We start from the raw sequence: 22884 nt of genomic DNA on the forward strand, positions 1-22884 counted from the left end.
CAGAGGGCCGCCTCAGTGCCGTAACGACTTCCCGAACCCCGCCGCCAGCGGCATCCGCAGCCCCAGGGGCGGTGGAGCGGCCAGGGCGTCCTGCACCGGGCGGGAGAACGCCCGGCCGAACAGCACGCCCAGCACGAAGTCCTCGGCAAGGGCCAGCACTTCCTCCCGGTACTGGCTCAACCCGTGGCCGTCCGCGTGCACTTCGAAGCGGCACACCTCGCGGTTGGCCTTCTTCGCCCGGGCCGCCAGGCGGAAGGACAGCTCCGGGTCGGTGCGCGCGTCGTTCGTGCCGTGCACGATCAGCACATGGCGGCCGGCGAGCTGCTTCACCGGTTCCGCCGGGGCCGTCCCGTCCTCCTCCGGCAGCCACGGGGCCAGCGCCACGACGGAGTTGACCGCCTCGTGGCCCGCCGCGCGCAGCGCCGCCCTGCCGCCCATGCCGAGGCCCACCAGGCAGACCGGCACGTCCCCGTAGCGCCGTACCGCCTCGTCGGCGGCCCAGGCGGCGTCCTGCGCGAGGTGCGCCTCGTCGCCGTTCCAGCCGCGGTAGCGGTAGTGGACGGCGTGCACGGCGAGTTGCTGGTCCGCTCCCGCGCGGGCCAGCCGGCGGCCCGGGCCGCGTACGGAGGCCGCCGCCAGCGGCGACGGTCTGCGGGCGGAGGACTCCTCGCCGTTCGGGAGCAGCAGCGCCACCCCGTTCACCGTGGCCGGCTCCGCGCCGAGCGCCCTCCCCAGCCGAGCCGTGCGTACCGGCGTCGCTTGCTGTGCCATGACAGAACATTCTCAGAAGTCACGGTGTACGCGACCCGTCCGTGCGGTCACCTTTCCGTATCGGCACCGGCGCGCGCCAGGTGATCTACGCGCGTAGGAGTTAGAGTGCGGAAATGACGAGCCAGACCATCGCGAACGCCCCGACCTCGGACCAGATCCGCCGGGCGCCCAAGGTTCTGCTGCACGACCACCTCGACGGCGGACTGCGCCCCGGCACCGTCGTCGACCTGGCCCGCGAAACGGGCTACGCCGACCTGCCCCACACCGACCCCGACAAGCTCGCCCTCTGGTTCCACCAGGCCGCCGACTCCGGGTCCCTGGAACGCTATCTGGAGACCTTCTCGCACACCGTCGGCGTCATGCAGACCCGTGACGCGCTCGTCCGGGTCGCCGCCGAGTGCGCCGAGGACCTCGCCGAGGACGGCGTCGTCTACGCCGAGGTGCGCTACGCGCCCGAACAGCACCTCGAAGGCGGGCTGACGCTCGAAGAGGTCGTCGAGGCCGTGAACGAAGGGTTCCGCGAGGGCGAGCGGCGGGCCAGGGAGAACGGCCACCGCATCCGCGTCGGCGCCCTGCTCACCGCGATGCGGCACGCCGCCCGCGCCCTGGAGATCGCCGAACTCGCCAACGGCTACCGCGACCTGGGCGTCGTCGGCTTCGACATCGCGGGCGCCGAGGCGGGCCACCCGCCCACCCGGCACCTCGACGCCTTCGAGTACCTGAAGCGGGAGAACAACCACTTCACCATCCACGCCGGCGAGGCGTTCGGGGTGCCGTCGATCTGGCAGGCGCTCCAGTGGTGCGGCGCGGACCGGCTCGGGCACGGCGTGCGGATCATCGACGACATCCAGGTCCGCGACGACGGCACGGTCGAGCTCGGCCGGCTCGCCGCCTACGTCCGCGACAAGCGGATCCCGCTGGAGCTGTGCCCCAGCTCCAACCTCCAGACCGGCGCCGCCGCCTCCTACGCCGAGCACCCGATCGGGCTGCTGCGCCGGCTGCACTTCCGCGCCACGGTGAACACCGACAACCGGCTGATGTCCCACACCAGCATGAGCCGCGAGTTCGAGCACCTGGTCGAGGCTTTCGGATACACGCTCGACGACATGCAGTGGTTCACCGTCAATGCGATGAAGTCCGCATTCATTCCTTTCGATGAACGGCTGGCGATGATCAATGACGTGATCAAGCCCGGATATGCGGAACTGAAATCCGAATGGCTGTTCCGTCAGACCGCCTCCACCAGCGGTTCCTCCCTCACGGAAGGCTGAAGGGGGCGTCACCGGGAAAGGTGAACGCGCACCGCGTTCACCATCCGTCCGCATTTCGATGTTTGCGGCGGACGGGGGCCCCTGATTACGGTCGCAGCACCGCTCACATCCCCGTATCCCATTTCGAGGACGCCTTTCATGAAGCAGTCTGCTGTCAAGACCCTCGGTGTCGCCGCTCTCGGTGCCGCCTTCGCCGCCGCCGGTGCGGGCGCCGCCCAGGCGGCCCCGTCCCTGCCGGACGCCCCGGGGCTGGACACCGTCACCCAGGCCGTGCCGGCGGACCAGGTGTCCAGCGCGCTGCCCGGCCCGGCCGAGGCGCTGTCGACGGGCCAGGACGTGGCCGGCAAGGGCCTCGGGACCGCCGCGCCGGTCGCCGGCGAGCTGGGCTCCCAGGTGCCGGGCGCCGGCCTCCTCGGCGGCCTGCCGCTGAACGCGGTGCCGGGCCAGGGCGTCAACGTCAACGGCATCCCGCTGGGCGGCCGCTGACCCTCCCGGCCGGAGACGGGCCGATGGGGCGCACCCGGAAACGGGTCGCGCCCCATCGGCGTGCTCGGAGGTCCACGGCCCCGCGCGGGCCCTCAGGGAGATGGTGCCGCGGGGGACCGGGAGGCGGCGTCGCGCGGCGCCTCGGGGGTGAGGGCGCCGCGCGGGCCGTCCTACCAGGCCGCGCGGGCCTTGTCCTCCGAGGGCAGCAGGATCCACAGCGCCAGGTAGAGCAGGAACTGCGGGCCCGGCAGCAGGCACGAGACCAGGAACACGACACGCATCGTCTTCGCGGAGGTGCCGAACCGCCGGGCCAGCCCGGCGCAGACACCGCCGATCATGCGGTCGTCGGTGGGGCGGACGAGGCTGCTCATCGCGACTCCTTCGTAACGGTGCGAGGCATCCCGTCCGGCTGCCTCCGTACCTCCACGTTACGGAGACGAAGGGGGCAAAGCGTCACTCCACGGGGCGATCCCGACCCTGGCAATCGTCGGGGTCCTCCCCTGGGGGGCCTCCTCCGCCAGGACGGCCCCGTCCGCCGCCGGGAGGAGCGCACGGCGGCGCAGCCAGGCGCGTCCCGCGGGCACCACGGCGGCATGCGCGAGCGCGGCGCCCGCCGTGTTCAGCAGCAGCGAGTCGACGTCCACCACCTGGCCCGGCACCGCCGTCTGGAACAGCTCCACCGCCAGCGACACCAGGGCGGTCGCGGCCGTCGTGCGGATCAGCGAGCCCAGCCGGGACACGGCCAGCCGGCCTCCGGCCATCGGCAGCAGCACGCCCAGCGGCGCGAGCAGCGCCATCGACTCCCCGGTCCGAAGCAGTCCCGTCGCCCAGCCCAGCGCGAAGTCGGCGCGGATCCCGTCCAGCGGCCGCAGATTGGCCGGCATCACCCACGGGACGTCCAGGGGGCGCAGCGTGAACCAGGCGACGAACGCCAGATGCGCGGCCAGGAGGAGACCTCCGGTCACACGGATACGGGACGCGGCGGTGCCGCCGATGAAGCCTGGACGCTGCACGCTCCCCAAGACGCCGCGTGCGCCTCGGCCGGTTCCGGGATGTCACCCGTTCAACCTCTGAGGCGTGCACCACACTGCGGCGCCGCCGCTCCGGGCGCCCGCCGGGTCAGCTTCCGGTGGCCTCGGTGGAGGGCGGCTTCCCGGCCGCCGGACGGGCCCGTACGTCGTCCGTGCAGCGGTAGCGGCGCGGCGTCGCGTCGTCGGGGCCGCCCAGGATCACCGAGCCGTCGCCCTCGGCCGCCGCCGAGTCGGAGAAGGTGCACACGATCTGCGCGAGCGCCGTGGCCGACAGCTCGGCGGGCGGCGTGCTCAGCCGCAGCGTGTCCTCCGGGTCCCCGGCCCGCGGCCCGGTCACGGTCGTCCCGGGCCCCACCCGCGTGGTGTAGCCGGCCTCCCGCTCGGACGTCGTCGGCTCCCGCGTCAGCTCGTTCACCAGGCCCTGCGCGACCAGCACCCGGCGCGCGTCCGTGGGCCCGTCCGCCACCCGCACCGCCCGGTCCACGGCCACCAGCGACGGACCGCACACCAGGAACACCTGCACCGGCAGCCCGCGTTCCCCCTGCCCCGCGCCCTGCGGCTCGCCCAGCGAGCAGCGCACCCGGGAGGGCGCCGGACCGAAGTCGGTCGGCACCTCGGTGGCGCGGATACCGCACCCGGACAGCAGCGCGCCCAGCGCCGCGAACCCCACGACGGCCGGCAGGACCGCCCTGAGCCGTCCGTCGCGTCCGTGTCGCCCGTCCCGTGCGTCCTGTGCGCCCCGTGCGTCCCGTGCGTTCATCAGGCGTCCCCCTCGGCGCCCTCGTTCCCGGCGTCGCCGGGCTTCTCCCCTGGCTCCGCGGCGGACACGTCCCGCGGCAGCCGCAGGGTGAACACCGCGCCTCCCTCGGGCGAGTTGGCCGCGGTGATCTCGCCGCCGTGGATGTGCGCGTTCTCCAGCGCGATGGACAGGCCCAGGCCGCTGCCCTCGGAGCGCGGACGGGAGGCGCTGGCCTTGTAGAAGCGGTCGAAGACGTGCGGCAGGACGTCCTCCGGGATGCCCGGACCGTGGTCCCGCACCTGGATGACGACCGTGCCGCCCGACGCGTCCGCCGCCTCGGCGTCCTCGCCGGCCGCCTCCGCGCCCTCCGTGACGCCCCCGGGCTCCTCCCGCACCGACACCCGCACCGGCGAGCCGCCGTGCTTGAGGGCGTTGCCGATGAGGTTGGCCAGGATGACGTCCAGGCGCCGCGGGTCGATCCGGGCGTGGATGCCGCGCGCGGCGTCCAGTTCCACCGCGTCCAGCCAGGCGCGCGCGTCGATGCAGGCGGTGATCTGGTCGGCGACGTCGACGTCGTCGAGGACCAGCCGGGCGGTGCCCGCGTCGAAGCGGGTGACCTCCATCAGGTTCTCCACCAGGTCGTTCAGCCGCCGCGTCTCGCTCACCACCAGCCGCACCGCGGGCTGGATCATCGGGTCGATGCCGCCGCCCTCGAACTCCAGCTCCTCCTCGAGGACCTCGGTCACGGCGGTGATCGCGGTCAGCGGGGTGCGCAGCTCGTGGCTCATGTCCGCGACGAACCTGCGGGACGCCTCGTCCCGCGCCGCCATGTCCGCCACCCGCTTCTCCAGCGCCTCGGCGGCCTTGTTGAACGTCCGGGACAGGTCGGCCAGTTCGTCGGTGCCCGACACCCTCAGCCGGGTGTCCAGCTTTCCCTCCCCGAGCCGTCGCGCGGCGGCGCCCAGCCGCTGCACCGGCTTCAGCACGGTCGTCGCGGCGGCGTGCGCGAGGAGGGCGGAACCTATCAGCGCCAGACCGGTGGCGATCCCCAGCGACCAGGCCAGCGAGTTGAGGTCCTTGGCCTCCGGCTCCAGCGACTTCAGCATGTAGCCGGTGGTCCCCCCGCCGATCAGCTTGGTCCCGGCCACCAGGTACGGCGTGTCGTCCTCGACGATCCGCTGCCAGTACAGGTGGTGCGGGTACGCGTTGCCCGACGTGATCTTCTGCCGCTCGGTCACCGTCTCGCGCAGCGACTCCGGCACGTCCCCCAGTGAGAAGCCGCTCAGCCCGCCCGAACTGCCGTACACCGTCTGGCCCTCGGGGTTCTCGGCGACGAGCAGCACGGTGAAGCGCTGGCTGCTGTTGGCCATCTGGCCCGCCGTGCGCTGGAGTTCGTCCTGCGTGGGGTGCTCGGGCAGCGCGCCCGCGCGGTTCTGCATCTCCTTCTCGAAGTCGCGCAGCACCGCGTCCTGCGTACGCGTCAGCACCGACTCGCGGTTCAGCCAGTACGCGATCCCGGACGCGGACACGGCGGTGGTCAGCGCGACCAGGCCGAACACGACGACCAGCCGCAGGCGCAGGCTCGTGAGGCGCAGCCGCGACCAGATTCCCTTGCGTGCCGCGAACCAGCCGCGGCTCCCCCCTTGGTGCTCCTGTGTCACTGAGGCGGATCCAGCCGGTAGCCGACACCGCGGACGGTACGGATCAGCGTCGGGGACGACGGCACGTCCTCGACCTTGGCGCGCAGCCGCTGGACGCACGCGTCCACCAGCCGCGAGTCGCCCAGGTAGTCGTGCTCCCACACCAGCCGCAGCAACTGCTGGCGGGACAGCGCCTGCCCGGGCCGCCGGCTCAGCTCCAGCAGCAGCCGCAGCTCCGTCGGCGTCAGCTGGAGGTCCTCGCCGTTCTTCGTCACGGTCATCGCCGCACGGTCGATGACCAGGCTGCCGAAGGACGCCGAGTCGCTGGACTCGCGTTCCCCGCGCCGCAGCACCGCACGGATCCGGGCGTCCAGCACCCGGCCCTGCACGGGCTTGACCACGTAGTCGTCGGCGCCGGACTCCAGGCCGACCACGACGTCGATGTCGTCGCTGCGCGCGGTGAGCAGGATGATCGGCAGCTGGTCCGTGCGCCGGATGCGACGGCACACCTCGAAGCCGTCGATGCCGGGCAGCATCACGTCCAGCACGATCAGATCCGGCCGCTGCTCGCGCAGCAGCTTCAGACCGTCCTCACCACTGGCAGCGGTCGCCACGCGGTGACCCTGGCGCGTCAGTGAGAGCTCCAGGGCCGTCCGGATGGCGTCGTCGTCCTCGATCAGCAACAGGGAAGGCACGCGCTCATTCTGGCCCATGGAGGGCTCCCTGTTCGACCCGTGCGCGGCGGGTGCCCCTTGGGCCCTGTTACGTGCCGCTTCGCACCCCGCCGAGCTGTGAAGGAAGTGTGCCGTCACGGTGGCCGACCCCTGTGACACGTCTGTGACAGTCGGCGGACACGGCCATGAAGGTGGCGCGGCAAGCTTTTCGGCACAGCACAACCGCAGGCGAGAACACCGGAAGTCCACGACGGGGGGCGCGAGATGAACACGCTGCACGGCACCAGCACCAGCGCAGTGATCACGCGTCTGCACGACGTGCACCGGGGTTCCGAGAAGTCCGGCGCCGCGGGCATGCGGGGGTGCGCTCGCGGCGCCGGGCGTCAGCACACCGCGATCATGACGGTGGTTGACGCGTCCACGGGGGACACCGACGGGGGAACCGCGTACGGGGAGGAAACGGGGGAGCGCCGCTCGCTGAGCGAGGCGGAGTTCACCGCCTACGTCCAGGAGCGCCGCGCCTCCCTGTACGCCACCGCCTACCACCTGACCGGCGACCGCTTCGAGGCCGAGGACCTGCTCCAGAGCGCGCTGTTCTCGACCTACCGGGCGTGGGACCGGATCAGCGACAAGGCGGCGGTCGGCGGATACCTCCGCCGCACCATGACCAACCTGCACATCAGCGCGTGGCGCCGCCGCAAGCTGAACGAGTACCCGACCGAGGAGCTGCCGGAGACGGCCGGCGACACGGACGCGATGCGTGGCACCGAGCTGCGCGCGGTTCTGTGGCAGGCGCTGGCCCGGCTGCCCGAACTCCAGCGCACCATGCTGGTCCTGCGCTACTACGAGGGCCGCACGGACCCGGAGATCGCGGACATCCTCAACATCAGTGTCGGCACGGTGAAGTCCAGCATCTGGCGGTCGCTCCGCCGGCTGCGCGAGGACGAGGTCCTCAGCTTCGGCCGTGACGAGGAGAACGCCTTCGGGGAGCTCGTCGCCTGAGGGTACGGGGGAACACGGGGAAACACGGGGGAAATCGGGGGGTCCCGGGCCGGAGGCCCGGGGCGAGAGCGGGGGGACCGCCAGGACGTCGGGGGACGTCGGCGCGGTGAACGGGGATCGGGGGATCCGGGGGACACGGGGGAAAACAGGGGGAGCACGGGGGAACAAGGAGGGGGAGCACCACGGGGGTGCGGAAACAGCGGGACTGCGCGGGGCCGGGGGGCCCGTCACGCGGTCCCGCTTTTTCGCGCGTACGGGTGCCGGTCGGTGCTCGTCGGCGCCGGCCGGCGCCTGCCGTCACGGCGTGCGCGTCGGCGCGGGGCGTCCGGCGACCGCCGCCGCGGCCAGGCGGCTCAGCGCCTCCTCGCGGTCGCAGGCGTACGCGCCCAGCGCCGTCTGACGGGCGATGATGGACCGCTCCAGACGCATCAGCCGCCAGCCGCGCCGCAGCAGGAACGGCACCGACTTGCGGCCCTCTTTGAGATCCCGCAGGAACCGCCGCCGGAACGTGCGCACGGGACCGCGGCTCAGGCACAGCGCGTCGGCCAGCAGCCCCCGTTCGCGGCAGCGGTCCACGATCTCCGCGGCGAAGATGCCCTCCGCGATGAACAGCGGCGTCCCGCCGATGTCCACGGTCGTCTCACCGGTACGGGCGCTCAGCGAGATGTCGTACACCGGGATCTGCGCCGTTCGCGTCCGGCACAGCCGCTCGATCACGTCGACCGCGGTGTCCGCGTCCCACGAGGCGGGGTCGTCCCAGTCGATGTCGGAGGTGCCCGCCACCAGCGGCAGCGTCGGGTCGTCGCCCTCCTTGTAGAAGTCGTCCAGGCGCAGCACCGGAAGGCCGGAGCGGGCCGAGACGAGGGACTTGCCGGAGCCGGAGGGGCCGCAGAGCAGCACGACTCGCGCGGATATGGGCGACTGGGAACTCACGGGACACCAGTGTGAGGCATCGCGCGGGTGGCGTACGACCCGGCGGACCGACTTTGAAGCGCGCGTCACATCTCAACTACGCTGCGCGTCTGACCGTTGACCCTGCGAAGTCAAGAGGTGGCACAGCGATGGCCCGACACAAGGCACCCAGGACGCCCGCCGTCCGGCGCTCCCTGGCGGTACTCGCGACGGCGGGAGCGGCGCTCGGCGTCGGGGCGGCGGCCGCGTCCGCCGCTCAGGCGCAGGTGCTGCCCGAGGACGCCGGCCAGGTCGTCGGAACGGTCGCGGACCTCAAGCCCAACCCGCTCGCGGGCACGGGCGTGGACCCGCTCGACAACGGCGTCGCCACGCGGGTCGCCGACTTCCGCGGGGTGGACTCGCGCGAGGTGACCGGGCCGGTCGCCCAGGCGGACTCGGTGGGCGACATCCCAGGGGTGGGCCTGGCCACGGACGCGCTGACGCGCTGACGCGCTGAGGCGGTGACGACACGGCGGAGCGCCGTGCCCCTCCCGGACGGAGGAAGGGCACGGCGCTCCTGCTGCGTGGGCCGGAGGCGCGGCTCAGTAGGACGAGCCGGACGCGCCCAGCGAGCCCGTCGGGTGCCAGACCGTCTTGGTCTCCAGGAAGGCCGTCATCCGGTCCGTGCCCGGCGCCGCCGACCAGTCGGCGTTGTCCACAGGCTGTGGACGAAGAACGCGCTTCAGGTTGTCCGCCGCCGCGATCTCCAGCTCCTTCGCCAGCGTCTCGTCGGCGCCCGCGAGGTCGATCGCGTTGACGTCCTGGTGCGAGGCGAGCGGCGCGGCGATCTCCGCCGTACGGCCGGAGAGGATGTTGACCACACCGCCGGGCAGGTCGGACGTGGCCAGCACCTCGCCGAGGGAGAGGGCGGGCAGGGGCGACTTCTCCGAGGCGATCACGACCGCCGTGTTGCCCGTCGCGATCACCGGGGCGAGGACGGACACCAGGCCCAGGAACGACGACTCCTGCGGGGCCAGGACGACGACCACGCCCGTCGGTTCGGGCGAGGACAGGTTGAAGTACGGGCCCGCGACCGGGTTGCCGCCGCCGGCCACCTGGGCGATCTTGTCGGTCCAGCCGGCGTACCAGACCCAGCGGTCGATCGCCGCGTCCACCTGCGCCGCCGCCTTGGACCTCGACAGGCCCTCGGCCTCGGCGACCTCCCGGACGTACTGCTCCCGGCGGCCCTCCAGCATCTCCGCGATCCGGTACAGGATCTGGCCGCGGTTGTACGCCGTCGCGCCGGACCAGGCTCCGAACGCCTTGCGCGCCGCGACCACCGCGTCACGGGCGTCCTTGCGGGACGACTGCGGCGCGTTGGCCAGCCACTTGCCCTTGGCGTCAGTCACCTCGTACACCCGGCCGCTCTCGGAACGCGGGAACTTCCCGCCGACGTACAGCTTGTAGGTCTTGAAAACAGACAGGCGGTCAGACATCGAGGTACGCCTCCAGGCCGTGGCGACCGCCCTCGCGGCCGAAGCCCGACTCCTTGTAACCGCCGAACGGCGACGTCGGGTCGAACTTGTTGAACGTGTTGGACCAGATCACGCCCGCGCGGAGCTTGTTCGCGACCGCGAGGATGCGCGAGCCCTTCTCCGTCCAGATGCCCGCCGACAGGCCGTACGGGGTGTTGTTGGCCTTGGCGACCGCCTCGTCCGGCGTGCGGAACGTCAGGACGGACAGGACCGGGCCGAAGATCTCGTCGCGGGCGATCGTGTGCGCCTGGGTGACGTTGGTGAACAGCGTCGGGGCGAACCAGAAGCCGTTCTCCGGGAGTTCGCAGGCGGGGGACCAGCGCTCGGCGCCCTCCGCCTCGCCCTGTTCCGCGAGCGCGGAGATACGGGCCAGCTGCTCGGCGGAGTTGATCGCGCCGATGTCGGTGTTCTTGTCCAGCGGGTCGCCGAGGCGGAGCGTGGACAGGCGGCGCTTGAGGGAGTCCAGCAGCTCGTCGTGGATCGACTCCTGGACCAGCAGGCGCGAGCCCGCGCAGCAGACCTGGCCCTGGTTGAAGAAGATGCCGTTGACGATGCCCTCGACGGCCTGGTCGATCGGCGCGTCGTCGAAGACGATGTTCGCGCCCTTGCCACCCAGTTCGAGCGTGAGCTTCTTGCGGGTGCCCGCGACCGTGCGCGCGATCTCCTTGCCGACGGCGGTCGAACCGGTGAAGGCGACCTTGTTCACGTCCGGGTGGGCGACCAGCGCGGCCCCGGCGCGGCCGTCGCCGGTGACGATGTTGACGACGCCCTTCGGGAGACCGGCCTGGCGGCAGATGTCCGCGAAGAAGAGCGCGGAGAGCGGGGTGGTCTCGGCGGGCTTCAGGACGACCGTGTTGCCGGTCGCGAGGGCCGGGGCGATCTTCCAGGCCAGCATCAGGAGCGGGAAGTTCCAGGGGATGACCTGGCCCGCGACGCCCAGCGGCTTCGGGTCCGCGCCGTAACCGGCGTGCTCCAGCTTGTCGGCCCAGCCCGCGTAGTAGAAGAAGTGCGCGGCGACCAGCGGGAGGTCCGCGTCGCGGGTCTCCCGGATCGGCTTGCCGTTGTCCAGGGTCTCGAGGACGGCCAGCTCGCGGCTGCGCTCCTGGATGATGCGGGCGATGCGGAAGAGGTACTTCGCGCGCTCCGAGCCGGGCAGCGCGGACCACTTCTCGAAGGCCTTGCGGGCCGCCCGCACCGCACGGTCGACGTCCTCCTCGGACGCCTCGGCGACCTCGGAGAGCACCTCCTCGGTGGCGGGGGAGACGGTCTTGAAGACCTTGCCGCCGGCCGCGTCGGTGAACTCACCGTCGATGAAGAGGCCGTAGGACGGGGCGATGTCGACGACCGAGCGGGACTCGGGCGCCGGCGCGTACTCGAATGCGGATGACCGCTTTTCCATGGTCATGGTGATCAGTCCACCGTCACGTAGTCGGGGCCGGAGTAGCGGCCGGTGGCCAGCTTCTGGCGCTGCAGCAGCAGGTCGTTCAGCAGCGAGGAGGCGCCGAAGCGGAACCAGTGGTTGTCCAGCCAGTCCTCGCCCGCGGTCTCGTTGACCAGGACCAGGAACTTGATGGCGTCCTTGGACGTGCGGATGCCGCCGGCCGGCTTCACGCCGACCTGGACGCCCGTCTGGGCGCGGAAGTCGCGGACCGCCTCCAGCATCAGGAGGGTGTTCGCGGGGGTCGCGTTGACGGCGACCTTGCCGGTCGACGTCTTGATGAAGTCCGCCCCGGCGAGCATGCCGAGCCAGCTGGCGCGGCGGATGTTGTCGTACGTCGACAGCTCGCCCGTCTCGAAGATGACCTTCAGGCGGGCGTCCGTGCCGCAGGCCTCCTTCACGGCGGTGATCTCGTCGTACACCTTCAGGTAGTTCCCCGCGAGGAACGCGCCGCGGTCGATGACCATGTCGATCTCGTCCGCGCCGGCGGCGACGGCCTCGCGGACGTCCGCCAGCTTCACGGCGATCGGGGCGCGGCCCGCCGGGAAGGCGGTGGCGACAGAGGCGACCTTGACGGTCGAACCGGCGACGGCCTCCTTCGCCGTGGCCACCATGTCGGGGTAGACGCAGACCGCGGCCGTGGGGGGCGCCGAGCGGTCGGTCGGGTCGGGGCGGACCGCCTTCGCGCCGAGCGCCCGGACCTTGCCCGGGGTGTCCGCGCCTTCCAGCGTCGTCAGGTCGACCATCGAGATGGCGAGGTCGATGGCGTACGCCTTCGCGGTCGTCTTGATCGAGCGGGTGCCGAGGGAGGCGGCGCGCGCCTCCAGGCCGACCGCGTCGACGCCGGGCAGCCCGTGGAGGAAACGGCGCAGCGTGCTGTCGGACGCGGTGACGTCGCTCAGAGCGTGGGGTGCAGTGGTGGGCATGGTCACCAGACGAGCATATCTACGCGCGTAGCGGCTGTACAGCCCCGGATCGGATCCGGGGCTGCGGCGGGGACAGGGCGGGGGTCGTGCAGAATCGGGGGCATGACCTCCCCCGACCCGTCGCGCGATCCGGAGCCCACGAAGCCCGCCGGCACCGCGACACCCCAGTACAAGGACCGCATCTACCGCTCGCCCGCGGGCATCGCCGGCGGTGTGCTGGTGCTCGGCATCATCGCCTGGCTCGGCATCGACGCGGTCGTGGTCGGCGAGGGCCGCGCCCCGTGGCTCGCCCTCGCCACCATGCTCTTCCTCGTCCCGCTGGTGTTCGCCTACACCCTGCGGCCCGCCGTCTTCGTCAACGACGAGCGGCTGCGCATCCGCAACCCGCTGCGGATGATCGTGCTGCCGTGGGGGCAGGTCGCCTCGCTGCGGTCCGGGTTCTCCAACGAGGTCGTCGACGACTCCGGCACCACCTACCAGCTGTGGGCGCTGCCCGTCTCCGTACGGGCGCGCAGCAAGGCCGCGCGGCAGGAGGCGCGGGCCGCCCGTGCGGCTGCCCGCGCCGGGCAGGGCGGGGCGGGCGGCGGCCGGGCAAGCGGCGGGCGTGGGGACGGTCGTGGGGGTGCAGGGGTGCCCGGGGGTGCGGTGGGCGCCGCCGATCTGGGGGCGGGCGCCGCCCTGGCCGCGGGCGGGCCCCGGCGGGCCGAGACCGACCGGGCCATGGACGAGCTGCGTGAGCTGCACGAGCGGAGGCAGGAGGCTGCCGAGGCGCAGGGGGAGGTCACCGTGCGGTGGGCGTACGAGGTCATCGCGCCGGCGGTGGCGGGGGCTGTGCTGTTGGGTGTGTTGTGGGGGCTGGGCTGAGGCGGGTGCTGTCGTGGTGCCGTGGTGCCGTGGCGGTGTGACAACAGCGGGGGCTGCCTTGAGGCGGCCCCCGCTGTTGTCGTTCTAGATGCCTGCTGCCTTGGACAGGTCCTGCTTGATGGTGGTGAGGAGGGCCGTCGCCCTGGTGCGGGCCTCGGGGAGGTCCGCCCTGGCGGCGACCGGGATGACCACCTCCAGGTAGCACTTCAGCTTCGGTTCCGTGCCGCTGGGGCGGACCACGACCCGGGCGCCGTCCAGCGTGTAGCGCAGGCCGTCGGTGGGCGGGAGCTTGTCCGTGCCCTCGGTCAGGTCCTCCGCCTTCGTGATGCGCAGGCCCGCCAGCTCCGTCGGGGGCTGCTCGCGCAGGCGGCGCATCGCGGCGGCGATCAGGCCGAGGTCCTTCACGCGGACGCTGAGCTGGTCCGTGGCGTGCAGGCCGTGCTCCACGGCGAGGTCGTCGAGGAGGTCGAGGAGCGTGCGGTTCTCCGCCTTGAGCTCGGACGCCAGTTCCGTGAGAAGGAGGGCGGCGGTGATGCCGTCCTTGTCGCGGACGCCGTCCGGGTCCACGCAGTAGCCGAGGGCCTCCTCGTAGCCGTAGCGCAGGCCGTCGACGCGGGCGATCCACTTGAAGCCGGTCAGGGTCTCCTCGTAGGGGAGGCCCGCCTTCTCGGCGATACGGCCGAGGAGGGACGACGAGACGATCGACTCCGCGAACGTGCCGGTCGCGCCGCGGCGGACCAGGTGGGCGGCGAGGAGGGCGCCGACCTCGTCGCCGCGGAGCATGCGCCAGTCCGCGCCGTCCGCGCCGTCCGCGCCGTCCGCGCCGTTCGCGCCGTCCTTGACGGCCGCGGCGCAGCGGTCGGCGTCCGGGTCGTTGGCGATGACCAGGTCGGGGTGCGTCTCGCGGGCCTTCGCGAAGGCGAGGTCCATCGCGCCGGGCTCCTCCGGGTTGGGGAACGCGACGGTCGGGAAGTCCGGGTCGGGGTCGGCCTGCTCGGTGACGAGGTCGGGGGCGGGGAAGCCGGCGCGGGCGAAAGCGGCGAGGAGGACGTCCTTGCCGACGCCGTGCATGGCCGTGTACACGGTGCGGGCGGTGCGGGGGGAGTCCGGGGAGAGGACGGCGTCCGTGCGGGCGAGGTAGGCGTCCAGGACGGAGTCGTCGAGGGTCTCCCAGCCGGTGGTGGGGCGGGGGACGGTGGTGAGGGAGGTGATCGCCTCGATCTCGGCGGCGATCTCCGCGTCCGCCGGGGGGACGATCTGGGAGCCGTCGCCCAGGTACACCTTGTAGCCGTTGTCGCGGGGCGGGTTGTGGCTGGCGGTGACCTCCACGCCGGCGACCGCGCCGAGGTGCCGTATGGCGAAGGCGAGGACGGGGGTGGGGAGGGGGCGGGGGAGGACGGCGGCGCGGAGGCCGGCGCCGGTCATGACGGCGGCGGTGTCCTCGGCGAAGATCTGTGACTTGTGGCGGGCGTCGTAGCCGATGACGACGAGGCCGTCGGTGTGGCCCTGCTTGACGAGGTACGCGGCGAGGCCGGCGGCGGCGCGGATGACCACGGAGCGGTTCATGCGGAGGGGGCCGGCGCCGAGTTCGCCGCGGAGGCCGGCGGTGCCGAACTGGAGGGTGCCGGAGAAGCGGGCGGTCAGTTCGGCGTGGTCGCCGGAGGCGATGAGGCGGGCGAGTTCGTCGCGGGTGTCCGGGTCGGGGTCCTCGGCGAGCCATGCCTGGGCCTGTGCGGTGAGGGCGTCGTGTTCCACGGTCGGTCGGCCTCTCTCGGTCGGGTTGCTGTCAGGTTCGCATGCGGGTGGGGCGCCTGCGGGTGGGGCGCCTGCGGCGCAACGTTCTGTGTGGTGGGGGTTGCGGTCGGGTGCCTGCGGCGCGTGGTGCGGGGCTGAGGTGCGGGTGCCTGCGGCGCAGGGTTGCGGTGCGGTGGGGGCGGGCGTAGCGCCTACGGGGGGTGGGTGGTGCGGGGCCGCGGCGGGGGTGGACGTCCTCGGTCTGGCGCGATTGACCTTGTTCGTACGGGAAGGGCGCGGACGCGCCAGCCGCTGCGGGCGCCCACCCCCACCCCGACCCCTCCCCGCCGCGGGCGACATCCGCTAGCCGCGGGCGCGCGGCCGGCTGGCGGCGGCAGGCTGCCGCAATCCGCGGGCATTCGTGCCGCTGGGGCGATGGGGGTACCTCCCGCTCGAGCGAAGCCGAGAGTGGGGGAGGGTGGGCGCGGCGGCACCTCGTTGGCGCCGAGGTGCGTGAACACCCCCCGGCCCGCACCAACGCCGGGCGTGTTGCGACCCACCTCGCCGAAGGCGCCCGCCCCCACGCCGGCCACTGAAGCAGGCGCGCTGCAAGCAGGTCGGTTACAAACGCCCCAGGACCTGGGTGAGCAACGCCCCCATCCGCGTGGCGGAGTCGCGCCCCGCCTGAAGGACTTCTTCATGGTTCAGCGGCTCACCGGTCATACCGGCGGCGAGATTCGTCACCAGGGAGATCCCCAGCACCTCCGCCCCCGCCTCCCGCGCGGCGATGGCCTCCAGGACGGTGGACATCCCCACCAGGTCCGCCCCGATCACCCGCGCCATGCGGATCTCCGCGGGCGTCTCGTAGTGCGGGCCGGGGAACTGGGCGTAGACGCCCTCCTCGAGGGAGGGGTCGATCTCCTTGCACAGCGTGCGCAGACGCGGCGAGTACAGGTCGGTGAGGTCGACGAAGTTCGCGCCGACGATCGGCGAGGTCGCCGTCAGGTTGATGTGGTCGCTGATCAGGACCGGCTGGCCGGGGCGCATGCCCTCGCGCAGGCCGCCGCAGCCGTTGGTCAGCACGATCGTCTTCGCGCCCGCCGCGACCGCCGTGCGGACGCCGTGGGCGACGGCGGCGACGCCGCGGCCCTCGTAGTAGTGGGTGCGGCCCAGGAAGACCAGCGCCCGCTTCGCGCCCACGCGGTAGGAGCGGATCTTGCCTCCGTGGCCCTCGACCGCCGGGGGCGGGAAGCCGGGCAGCTCGGTGACCGGGTGCTCGGCCTCGGGCTCGCCCAGCGCGTCCACGGCCGGGGCCCAGCCGGAGCCCATCACGAGGGCGACGTCGTGGGTCTCGGCGCCTGTGAGTTCGCGCAGGCGGGCCGCGGCGGCGTCGGCTGCGGCGTACGGGTCGCCCTGGATGTCGTCCGGAAGAAGAGAAGCGTTCACGTCGACGAGGGTAGCCGCAATTCGCCTACGCGCGTAGATGTGGGAGGTCGCGGGATGGCGATCGTTGTCTTGTCGTTTCCGTCAGCAGGGTCGCTTACGGAGTTCCATCACGTAGTCGTGGGGCGCCCCCGCCGACTCCGCCGCGTCGGCGATCTCGCCCAGGTAGCGCGCCGAGGGCAGCCCGCCCTCGTAGGAGTTCAGGACGTACGTCCAGGCCTGTTCCTCGCCGTCCAGGGTGTGCACGCGGATCCGGGTGCGGCGGTAGATGTCCAGGCCGGTGCCCTCCCAGCGGTCCATGGAGTCCTCGTCCATGGGCGCGATGTCGTAGAGGGTGACGAAGACCTGGGAGAGCGGGTCCTCGACGAGGGTGGCGAGTGCGCCCTCCCAGCCCATGTGCTCGCCCCCGAACGTCAGCCGCCAGCCGCTCAGCCAGCCGGTGGCCCGCAGCGGGGAGTGCGGGGCGCGGCGGGACATCAGCCGGGCGTCGAGGTTGCCGGCATAAGCGGCGTAGAGCGACATGGGGGAAGGGTACGGCAGGGGGTGGTGGGGGCGATGTGAGCGAGGGGGAGCACCCCCGGGCGGTCGCACGGTGAAGTGTGCGGGACAATGGAGTACGTGACTCGGATCGTGATCATCGGTGGCGGACCCGGCGGATACGAAGCGGCGCTGGTCGCCGCGCAGCTCGGCGCGGAGGTGACCGTCGTCGACTGCGACGGCCTGGGCGGTGCGTCGGTGCTGACCGACTGCGTGCCGTCCAAGACCCTGATCGCCACGGCCGAGGTGATGACCACCTTCGACTCCTCCTACGAGGAGCTGGGGATCATCGTCGCCGACGACACCCCGCCGATGGAGCAGGCCGCACGGGTGGTCGGCGTCGACCTCGGCAAGGTCAACCGCCGTGTGAAGCGGCTCGCGCTGGCGCAGTCGCACGACATCACCGCCTCCGTGACGCGCGCCGGCGCGCGGGTCATGCGCGGGCGCGGGCGGCTCGAGGGGATGCAGGCGCTCGACGGGTCGCGCAAGGTCGTGGTGACCGCCGCGGACGGGAGTGAGGAGACGCTCACGGCGGACGCGGTGCTGATCGCGACCGGCGGGCATCCCCGTGAGCTGCCGGACGCGCAGCCCGACGGGGAGCGGATCCTGAACTGGACCCAGGTGTACGACCTGGACGAGCTCCCCGAGGAGCTCATCGTGGTCGGTTCCGGTGTCACCGGCGCCGAGTTCGCCGGCGCCTACCAGGCGCTCGGGTCGCGGGTCACCCTCGTGTCCTCCCGGGACCGCGTGCTGCCGGGCGAGGACCCCGACGCGGCGGCCGTCCTCGAGGACGTCTTCCGGCGGCGCGGCATGAACGTCATGGCCCGCTCGCGCGCCCAGTCCGCCAAGCGGGTCGGGGACCGGGTCGAAGTCACGCTCGCCGACGGGCGGGTCATCACCGGCACGCACTGTCTGATGGCCGTCGGCGCCATCCCGAACTCCGAGGGCATGGGCCTGGAGGAGGCCGGGGTGCGGCTGCGGGAGTCCGGGCACATCTGGACCGACAAGGTGTCGCGGACCACCGCTCCGGGTGTGTACGCGGCCGGTGACGTCACGGGTGTGTTCGCGCTGGCTTCGGTGGCCGCCATGCAGGGGCGGATCGCCATGTACCACTTCCTCGGGGACGCGGTCGCCCCGCTGAACTTGAAGACCGTCTCGTCCAACGTCTTCACCGACCCCGAGATCGCCACCGTCGGGTACTCGCAGGCCGACGTGGACGGCGGGAAGATCGACGCGCGCGTGGTGAAGCTGCCGCTGCTGCGCAACCCGCGCGCCAAGATGCAGGGCATCCGCGACGGCTTCGTCAAGATCTTCTGCCGCCCGGGTACCGGCATCGTGGTCGGCGGCGTCGTCGTCGCGCCGCGCGCCTCGGAACTCATCCACCCCATCTCGATCGCGGTCGACAACAACCTGACCGTCGAACAGATCGCGAACGCCTTCACCGTGTACCCGTCGCTGTCGGGCTCGATCGCCGAGGTGGCGCGGCAGCTGCACACGCGGAAGACGAGCGGCGAGGCCTGACCCGGCCCTATACCACTTGCCGTGGGGCGGTGCGAACAACTTCTGCTATTCAGCGCAAACTGCTGAAAGCAGACGGTCGTCGGCGTTACTGTCAGTTTCGTGTTCGCTGCAGAACGTCGCCAATTGATCCTCGAAATGGTGCGAGCGAACGGGGCCGTGTCGCTCCGTGAGCTCGCCCGCGTCGTCCAGACCTCCGAAGTGACCGTACGGCGGGACGTGCGCGCGCTGGAGGCAGAAGGACTCCTCGACCGCCGGCACGGTGGTGCGGTGCTGCCGGGCGGTTTCACCCGCGAGTCCGGCTTCCCGCAGAAGTCGCACCTCGCCACCGCCGAGAAGACCGCCATCGCCGACCTCGCCGCGAACTTCGTGGAGGAGGGTGAGGCCATCGTGGTCGGCGCGGGCACCACCACGCAGGAGCTGGCCCGCCGGCTGGCCCGGGTGCCCGGGCTGACGGTCGTCACCAACTCCCTGCTGGTCGCCCAGGCGCTCGCCCACGCCAACCGGGTCGAGGTCGTGATGACCGGCGGCACGCTGCGCGGCTCCAACTACGCCCTCGTCGGCAGCGGCGCCGAGCAGTCCCTCCAGGGGCTGCGGGTGTCCCGGGCCTTCCTCTCGGGCAGCGGCCTGACCGCCGAGCGCGGGCTGTCCACGTCCAACATGCTGTCGGCGTCCGTCGACCGGGCGCTGGTGCAGGCCGCCGCGGAGGTGGTGGTTCTCGCCGACCACACCAAACTCGGCACGGACACCATGTTCCAGACGGTGCCCACGGACCTGATCACCCGGCTGGTGACCGACGAGCCGCCCGCCCACGACGACCGCGCGGCGACCGAGCTCCAGGCGCTGGCCGACCAGGGCGTGCAGATCGCCGTCGCGGGAGCGCCGGGGGGAAACGCCGGCGCGGGAGGTGACGGCCCCCCGTCCGGGCGCCGGCGCCGTGACGTCCCGCTGCCCGGCCCCCGGCGGCAGGCGCCCGGACTGCGTACGGCCGTGGCGCTGGGCGCCGCGTCCGACCAGGGGCAGGGCGGCGCCGAGCGGGCCGCCCGGGTGGCCGACCTGCGGCGGCGCTGACGGTCGTACGACAGCGCCCGGCGTCCTCCTGTGGAGGGCGCCGGGCGCTGTGTCGTCGAGCGGGTGTCAGTCCTTGATCTCGCAGATCGCCGCGCCGGACGTGACCGAGGCGCCGACCTCCGCGCTCAGGCCCTTGACGGTGCCGGAGCGGTGGGCGTTGATGGGCTGCTCCATCTTCATCGCCTCCAGGACGACGACCAGGTCGCCCTCCTTGACCTCCTGGCCCTCCTCGACCGCGACCTTGACGATCGTGCCCTGCATCGGGGACGCCAGGGTGTCGCCGGAGGCGACCGGGCCCGACTTGCGGGCGGCGCGGCGCTTCGGCTTGGCGCCGGCGGCCAGACCCGTGCGGGCCAGGCTCATGCCGAGGGAGGCGGGCAGGGACACCTCCAGGCGCTTGCCGCCGACCTCGACGACGACCGTCTCACGGCCCGCCTCCTCCTCGGCGTCCGCGTCCACGGCCGAGGCGAAGGGCTTGATGTCGTTGACGAACTCGGTCTCGATCCAGCGGGTGTGGACCGTGAACGGGTCGGCGGAGCCGGTGAGTTCGGGGGCGAAGGCAGGGTCCTTCACCACGGCGCGGTGGAACGGGATGGCGGTGGCCATGCCCTCGACCTTGAACTCCTCCAGGGCGCGGGCGGCGCGCTGGAGGGCCTGCTCACGGGTGGCGCCGGTGACGATCAGCTTGGCCAGCAGGGAATCCCACGCCGGGCCGATCACGCTGCCCGACTCCACGCCCGCGTCCAGGCGGACACCGGGGCCGGACGGCGGGGCGAAGGTGGTGACGGTGCCGGGGGCGGGCAGGAAGTTGCGGCCCGGGTCCTCGCCGTTGATCCGGAACTCGAACGAGTGACCGCGCAGCTCCGGGTCGCCGTAGCCGAGCTCCTCGCCGTCGGCGATGCGGAACATCTCGCGCACCAGGTCGATGCCGGCGACCTCCTCGGTCACCGGGTGCTCCACCTGGAGGCGGGTGTTGACCTCGAGGAAGGAGATCGTGCCGTCGGCGCCGACGAGGAACTCCACGGTGCCCGCGCCGACGTAGCCGGCCTCCTTGAGGATGGCCTTCGACGCGCTGTACAGCTCCTCCACCTGGGCGTCGGAGAGGAACGGCGCCGGGGCCTCCTCGACCAGCTTCTGGTGACGGCGCTGGAGCGAGCAGTCACGCGTGGAGACCACGACCACGTTGCCGTGGCTGTCGGCCAGGCACTGCGTCTCCACGTGCCGCGGCTTGTCCAGGTAGCGCTCGACGAAGCACTCGCCGCGGCCGAACGCGGCCACCGCCTCGCGCACCGCCGAGTCGTACAGCTCGGGGACCTCCTCCAGCGTGCGGGCGACCTTCAGGCCGCGCCCGCCGCCGCCGAACGCGGCCTTGATGGCGATCGGCAGGCCGTGCTCCTCGGCGAACGCGACGACCTCGTCCGCGCCGGACACCGGGTCGGGCGTGCCCGCCACCAGCGGGGCGCCCGCGCGCTGCGCGATGTGCCGGGCGGCGACCTTGTCACCGAGGTCGCGGATGGCCTGCGGGGGCGGGCCGATCCAGATCAGGCCCGCGTCCAGCACCGCCTGGGCGAACTCGGCGTTCTCCGAGAGGAAGCCGTAGCCGGGGTGGATCGCGTCGGCCCCCGACTCCCGCGCGGCCTTCAGTACCTTGTCCATGTCCAGGTAGCTGGTGGCCGGAGTGTCACCGCCCAGGGCGAACGCCTCATCCGCGGCGCGGACATGCAGAGCGTCCCGGTCCGGGTCGGCGTAGACGGCAACGCTCGCGATTCCGGCATCCCGGCAGGCCCGGGCAACGCGGACAGCGATTTCGCCACGGTTGGCGATGAGCACCTTGCGCACGATTGAGGCTCCCTCCTTGAAACAAGCCGAGTTTAGGGACTGCCGACACGGCACTTCGACCCGTCCCCAGTGGTGAGCTTGCCCACACGGAGCGTGATGCGAGGCTCGCTCGACCCGCGAAATCCCTTGTCGCACCTCGGTACGCAGGACTCCTCCCGGAAACCCTAGCCTCGTCATGTGGTCAAGGTCTCTGTGAGAGCGTGCTGCGGCCCACTTCGATTCTTTGTGGAGTCCCTACGAATGGCCCAATGATTCTTTGCCCGTCGCACGCCCCTTGTACCGAGGTTTACCCGTTAGTAGCCTTCGCGTCGTCCCGAACATACTCGGGGTAACCACAATCGTGCTCGAAAGTGGGTGGGGGCCGGTGGTCCGCAGACCGGTGGCGTGGATCGTCGCGCTCGTGCTGTTCGCCGAGGCGCTGGGCGTGCTGGCGGTGAACTGGTTCCTGGGGGTCGTCGTCGACCGCCAGGACATGTCCCTCGCCGGTCTCGACCCGGACGTGATGTCGGTGTCCTCGAAGATCGGCGGCGTCGTCTTCGGGCTCTACTTCGCCCTGTGCGGCCTGGTGTCCCTGCTGGTCGCCCTGCGCGACCGGGCCCCGGCCGGGCTCGGCCGGGTGCTGCTGATCAGCGCCGCCGTGGTGCACGCGCTGCTCGGCGCCTTCGCCTGGGGCCTGATCGGCTGGACGGCGTTCCTCTTCATGGTCGTCGTCCTCGCGCTCATCGTGCTGCTGCTGATGACGTACGACGGGCGGCCGGAGAAGCCCGACGAGCCCGCCGGGCCCGTCGATCCCGGGCCCGCCGACTCCGGGACGCCGCCGCCCCTCAGTCCTCCCGCGGCGCCCACAGCTCCGTGATGCCGACGCCCAGCTCGGCCAGCAGGCGCCGTACGAGCGGCAGGCTGATGCCGATCACGTTGCCGTGGTCGCCGTCGATGCCGTCGATGAACGGCGCCGAACGGCCGTCCAGGGTGAACGCCCCCGCCACGTGCAGCGGTTCGCCGGAGGCCACGTAGGCCGCGATCTCCTCGTCCGAGGGTTCGCCGAAACGGACCACCGTGGAGGCGGTGGCGGAGGCGTAGCGCCCGCTGAGGGTGTCGTAGACGCAGTGGCCGGTCTGCAGCGTCCCCGCGCGGCCGCGCATCGCCTTCCAGCGCGCGGTGGCCTCCTCGGCGTCCTCCGGCTTGCCGAGGGGCTCGCCGTCCAGCTCCAGCACCGAGTCGCAGCCGATCACCAGCGCGCCCTTCACCTCGGGCTTCGCGGCCACCACGGACGCCTTGGCCTCGGCCAGGGCCAGCGCCAGTTCGGCGGGGGTGGGGGCGGTGACGGCGTCCTCGTCGACCCCGCTGACGATCACCTCGGGCGCCAGCCCGGCCTGGCGGAGCAGCCCGAGCCGGGCGGGGGACTGGGAGGCGAGCACAAGGCGGCGACGCGGGTGATCTGTCATGCGGTCAGCGTATCGGCGTCCTTCGGACG

23 protein-coding genes are annotated in these 22884 nt (G+C 72.5%); 8 read left to right on the forward strand and 15 right to left on the reverse strand.

What is annotated here, in order from left to right:
- Positions 1 to 12 precede the first annotated feature (12 nt).
- Positions 13 to 771, reverse strand: coding sequence for a prolyl oligopeptidase family serine peptidase (locus tag ACFOSY_RS02455; RefSeq protein ID WP_394305044.1), 759 nt, complete (start codon positions 769 to 771; stop codon positions 13 to 15).
- Between the two features lie 113 nt (positions 772 to 884).
- Here ACFOSY_RS02455 and ACFOSY_RS02460 point away from each other — a divergent pair, with 113 nt between their 5' ends.
- Positions 885 to 2042, forward strand: coding sequence for an adenosine deaminase (locus ACFOSY_RS02460; protein ID WP_394305045.1), 1158 nt, complete (start codon positions 885 to 887; stop codon positions 2040 to 2042).
- A gap of 138 nt (positions 2043 to 2180) precedes the next feature.
- Positions 2181 to 2528 carry an ATP-binding protein gene (locus ACFOSY_RS02465; RefSeq protein WP_394305046.1) on the forward strand — a complete coding sequence of 116 codons (348 nt, stop codon included), beginning with the start codon at positions 2181 to 2183 and terminating at the stop codon, positions 2526 to 2528.
- Between the two features lie 170 nt (positions 2529 to 2698).
- Here ACFOSY_RS02465 and ACFOSY_RS02470 read toward each other — a convergent pair whose 3' ends face one another.
- From ACFOSY_RS02470 to afsQ1, 5 genes are all read right to left on the reverse strand, one after another.
- Complete coding sequence (locus ACFOSY_RS02470) at positions 2699 to 2899, reverse strand: PspC domain-containing protein (protein WP_093769409.1); 201 nt, start codon at positions 2897 to 2899, stop codon at positions 2699 to 2701.
- 57 nt (positions 2900 to 2956) lie between these two features.
- Positions 2957 to 3541, reverse strand: a complete 585-nt coding sequence (locus ACFOSY_RS02475) for a VanZ family protein (RefSeq protein ID WP_394305047.1) — start codon at positions 3539 to 3541, stop codon at positions 2957 to 2959.
- Positions 3542 to 3647: 106 nt separating this feature from the next.
- Complete coding sequence (locus ACFOSY_RS02480) at positions 3648 to 4319, reverse strand: hypothetical protein (RefSeq protein ID WP_394305048.1); 672 nt, start codon at positions 4317 to 4319, stop codon at positions 3648 to 3650.
- On the reverse strand, positions 4319 to 5959 hold the full coding sequence (locus ACFOSY_RS02485; protein ID WP_394305049.1) for an ATP-binding protein: 1641 nt from the start codon (positions 5957 to 5959) through the stop codon (positions 4319 to 4321). Before ACFOSY_RS02485 ends, ACFOSY_RS02480 begins: the two co-directional genes overlap by 1 nt.
- Complete coding sequence (afsQ1, locus tag ACFOSY_RS02490; protein ID WP_004984110.1) at positions 5956 to 6633, reverse strand: two-component system response regulator AfsQ1; 678 nt, start codon at positions 6631 to 6633, stop codon at positions 5956 to 5958. The genes ACFOSY_RS02485 and afsQ1 overlap by 4 nt, the downstream gene beginning before the upstream one ends.
- 243 nt (positions 6634 to 6876) lie before the next feature.
- Between afsQ1 and ACFOSY_RS02495 the strand changes: the two genes are divergently transcribed.
- The gene (locus ACFOSY_RS02495; RefSeq protein ID WP_394305050.1) at positions 6877 to 7614 is read left to right on the forward strand and encodes a SigE family RNA polymerase sigma factor; all 738 of its coding nucleotides are present in this window, start codon (positions 6877 to 6879) and stop codon (positions 7612 to 7614) included.
- 297 nt (positions 7615 to 7911) lie between these two features.
- On the opposite strand, the gene ACFOSY_RS02500 is transcribed toward ACFOSY_RS02495, so the two are convergent.
- Complete coding sequence (locus tag ACFOSY_RS02500) at positions 7912 to 8616, reverse strand: uridine kinase family protein (RefSeq protein ID WP_394305051.1); 705 nt, start codon at positions 8614 to 8616, stop codon at positions 7912 to 7914.
- 59 nt (positions 8617 to 8675) lie between these two features.
- On the opposite strand from ACFOSY_RS02500, the gene ACFOSY_RS02505 reads away from it, so the two are divergent.
- Positions 8676 to 9014 (forward strand): hypothetical protein, encoded by a 339-nt coding sequence (locus ACFOSY_RS02505; protein WP_394305052.1) that lies wholly within the window; start codon positions 8676 to 8678, stop codon positions 9012 to 9014.
- Between the two features lie 93 nt (positions 9015 to 9107).
- Here the strand turns inward: ACFOSY_RS02505 and ACFOSY_RS02510 are convergent, their stop codons facing one another.
- From ACFOSY_RS02510 to deoC, 3 genes are read right to left on the reverse strand one after another with little or no spacing between them, the layout of a single operon-like run.
- Complete coding sequence (locus tag ACFOSY_RS02510; RefSeq protein WP_394305053.1) at positions 9108 to 10001, reverse strand: aldehyde dehydrogenase family protein; 894 nt, start codon at positions 9999 to 10001, stop codon at positions 9108 to 9110.
- A complete protein-coding gene (locus ACFOSY_RS02515; RefSeq protein ID WP_394305054.1) occupies positions 9994 to 11439 on the reverse strand; it encodes an aldehyde dehydrogenase family protein in 1446 nt (481 codons plus the stop codon). The genes ACFOSY_RS02510 and ACFOSY_RS02515 overlap by 8 nt, the downstream gene beginning before the upstream one ends.
- An 11-nt stretch (positions 11440 to 11450) precedes the next feature.
- Positions 11451 to 12404 carry a deoxyribose-phosphate aldolase gene (deoC, locus tag ACFOSY_RS02520; RefSeq protein WP_031017109.1) on the reverse strand — a complete coding sequence of 318 codons (954 nt, stop codon included), beginning with the start codon at positions 12402 to 12404 and terminating at the stop codon, positions 11451 to 11453.
- A 102-nt stretch (positions 12405 to 12506) separates the two neighbouring features.
- Between deoC and ACFOSY_RS02525 the strand changes: the two genes are divergently transcribed.
- Positions 12507 to 13268: a PH domain-containing protein gene (locus ACFOSY_RS02525; RefSeq protein WP_394305055.1), complete on the forward strand. Its 762-nt coding sequence runs from the start codon at positions 12507 to 12509 to the stop codon at positions 13266 to 13268.
- Between the two features lie 84 nt (positions 13269 to 13352).
- Here the strand turns inward: ACFOSY_RS02525 and ACFOSY_RS02530 are convergent, their stop codons facing one another.
- The 3 genes from ACFOSY_RS02530 to ACFOSY_RS02540 form a co-directional block, all read right to left on the reverse strand.
- On the reverse strand, positions 13353 to 15023 hold the full coding sequence (locus ACFOSY_RS02530; RefSeq protein ID WP_394305056.1) for a phospho-sugar mutase: 1671 nt from the start codon (positions 15021 to 15023) through the stop codon (positions 13353 to 13355).
- Between the two features lie 600 nt (positions 15024 to 15623).
- Positions 15624 to 16448 (reverse strand): purine-nucleoside phosphorylase, encoded by an 825-nt coding sequence (locus tag ACFOSY_RS02535; RefSeq protein WP_394305057.1) that lies wholly within the window; start codon positions 16446 to 16448, stop codon positions 15624 to 15626.
- Positions 16449 to 16529: 81 nt separating this feature from the next.
- Positions 16530 to 16967 carry a gamma-glutamylcyclotransferase gene (locus ACFOSY_RS02540; RefSeq protein WP_394305058.1) on the reverse strand — a complete coding sequence of 146 codons (438 nt, stop codon included), beginning with the start codon at positions 16965 to 16967 and terminating at the stop codon, positions 16530 to 16532.
- Between the two features lie 87 nt (positions 16968 to 17054).
- Between ACFOSY_RS02540 and ACFOSY_RS02545 the strand changes: the two genes are divergently transcribed.
- Both ACFOSY_RS02545 and ACFOSY_RS02550 read left to right on the forward strand, forming a co-directional pair.
- On the forward strand, positions 17055 to 18503 hold the full coding sequence (locus ACFOSY_RS02545; RefSeq protein ID WP_394305059.1) for an NAD(P)H-quinone dehydrogenase: 1449 nt from the start codon (positions 17055 to 17057) through the stop codon (positions 18501 to 18503).
- Positions 18504 to 18638: 135 nt separating this feature from the next.
- Positions 18639 to 19571, forward strand: coding sequence for a DeoR/GlpR family DNA-binding transcription regulator (locus ACFOSY_RS02550; protein WP_006132173.1), 933 nt, complete (start codon positions 18639 to 18641; stop codon positions 19569 to 19571).
- Between the two features lie 66 nt (positions 19572 to 19637).
- Here ACFOSY_RS02550 and ACFOSY_RS02555 read toward each other — a convergent pair whose 3' ends face one another.
- Positions 19638 to 21410: an acetyl/propionyl/methylcrotonyl-CoA carboxylase subunit alpha gene (locus ACFOSY_RS02555; RefSeq protein WP_394305060.1), complete on the reverse strand. Its 1773-nt coding sequence runs from the start codon at positions 21408 to 21410 to the stop codon at positions 19638 to 19640.
- Between the two features lie 364 nt (positions 21411 to 21774).
- Between ACFOSY_RS02555 and ACFOSY_RS02560 the strand changes: the two genes are divergently transcribed.
- Entirely contained in the window at positions 21775 to 22266 is a 492-nt protein-coding gene (locus ACFOSY_RS02560; RefSeq protein WP_394305061.1) for a hypothetical protein, read from the forward strand.
- Here ACFOSY_RS02560 and ACFOSY_RS02565 read toward each other — a convergent pair.
- A complete protein-coding gene (locus ACFOSY_RS02565; RefSeq protein WP_394305062.1) occupies positions 22235 to 22855 on the reverse strand; it encodes a Maf family protein in 621 nt (206 codons plus the stop codon). The two genes, ACFOSY_RS02560 and ACFOSY_RS02565, sit on opposite strands and share 32 nt — an antisense overlap.
- Positions 22856 to 22884: the final 29 nt, after the last annotated feature.

This window comes from Streptomyces lusitanus (assembly GCF_042647945.1).
Classification (GTDB): domain Bacteria; phylum Actinomycetota; class Actinomycetes; order Streptomycetales; family Streptomycetaceae; genus Streptomyces; species Streptomyces pseudogriseolus.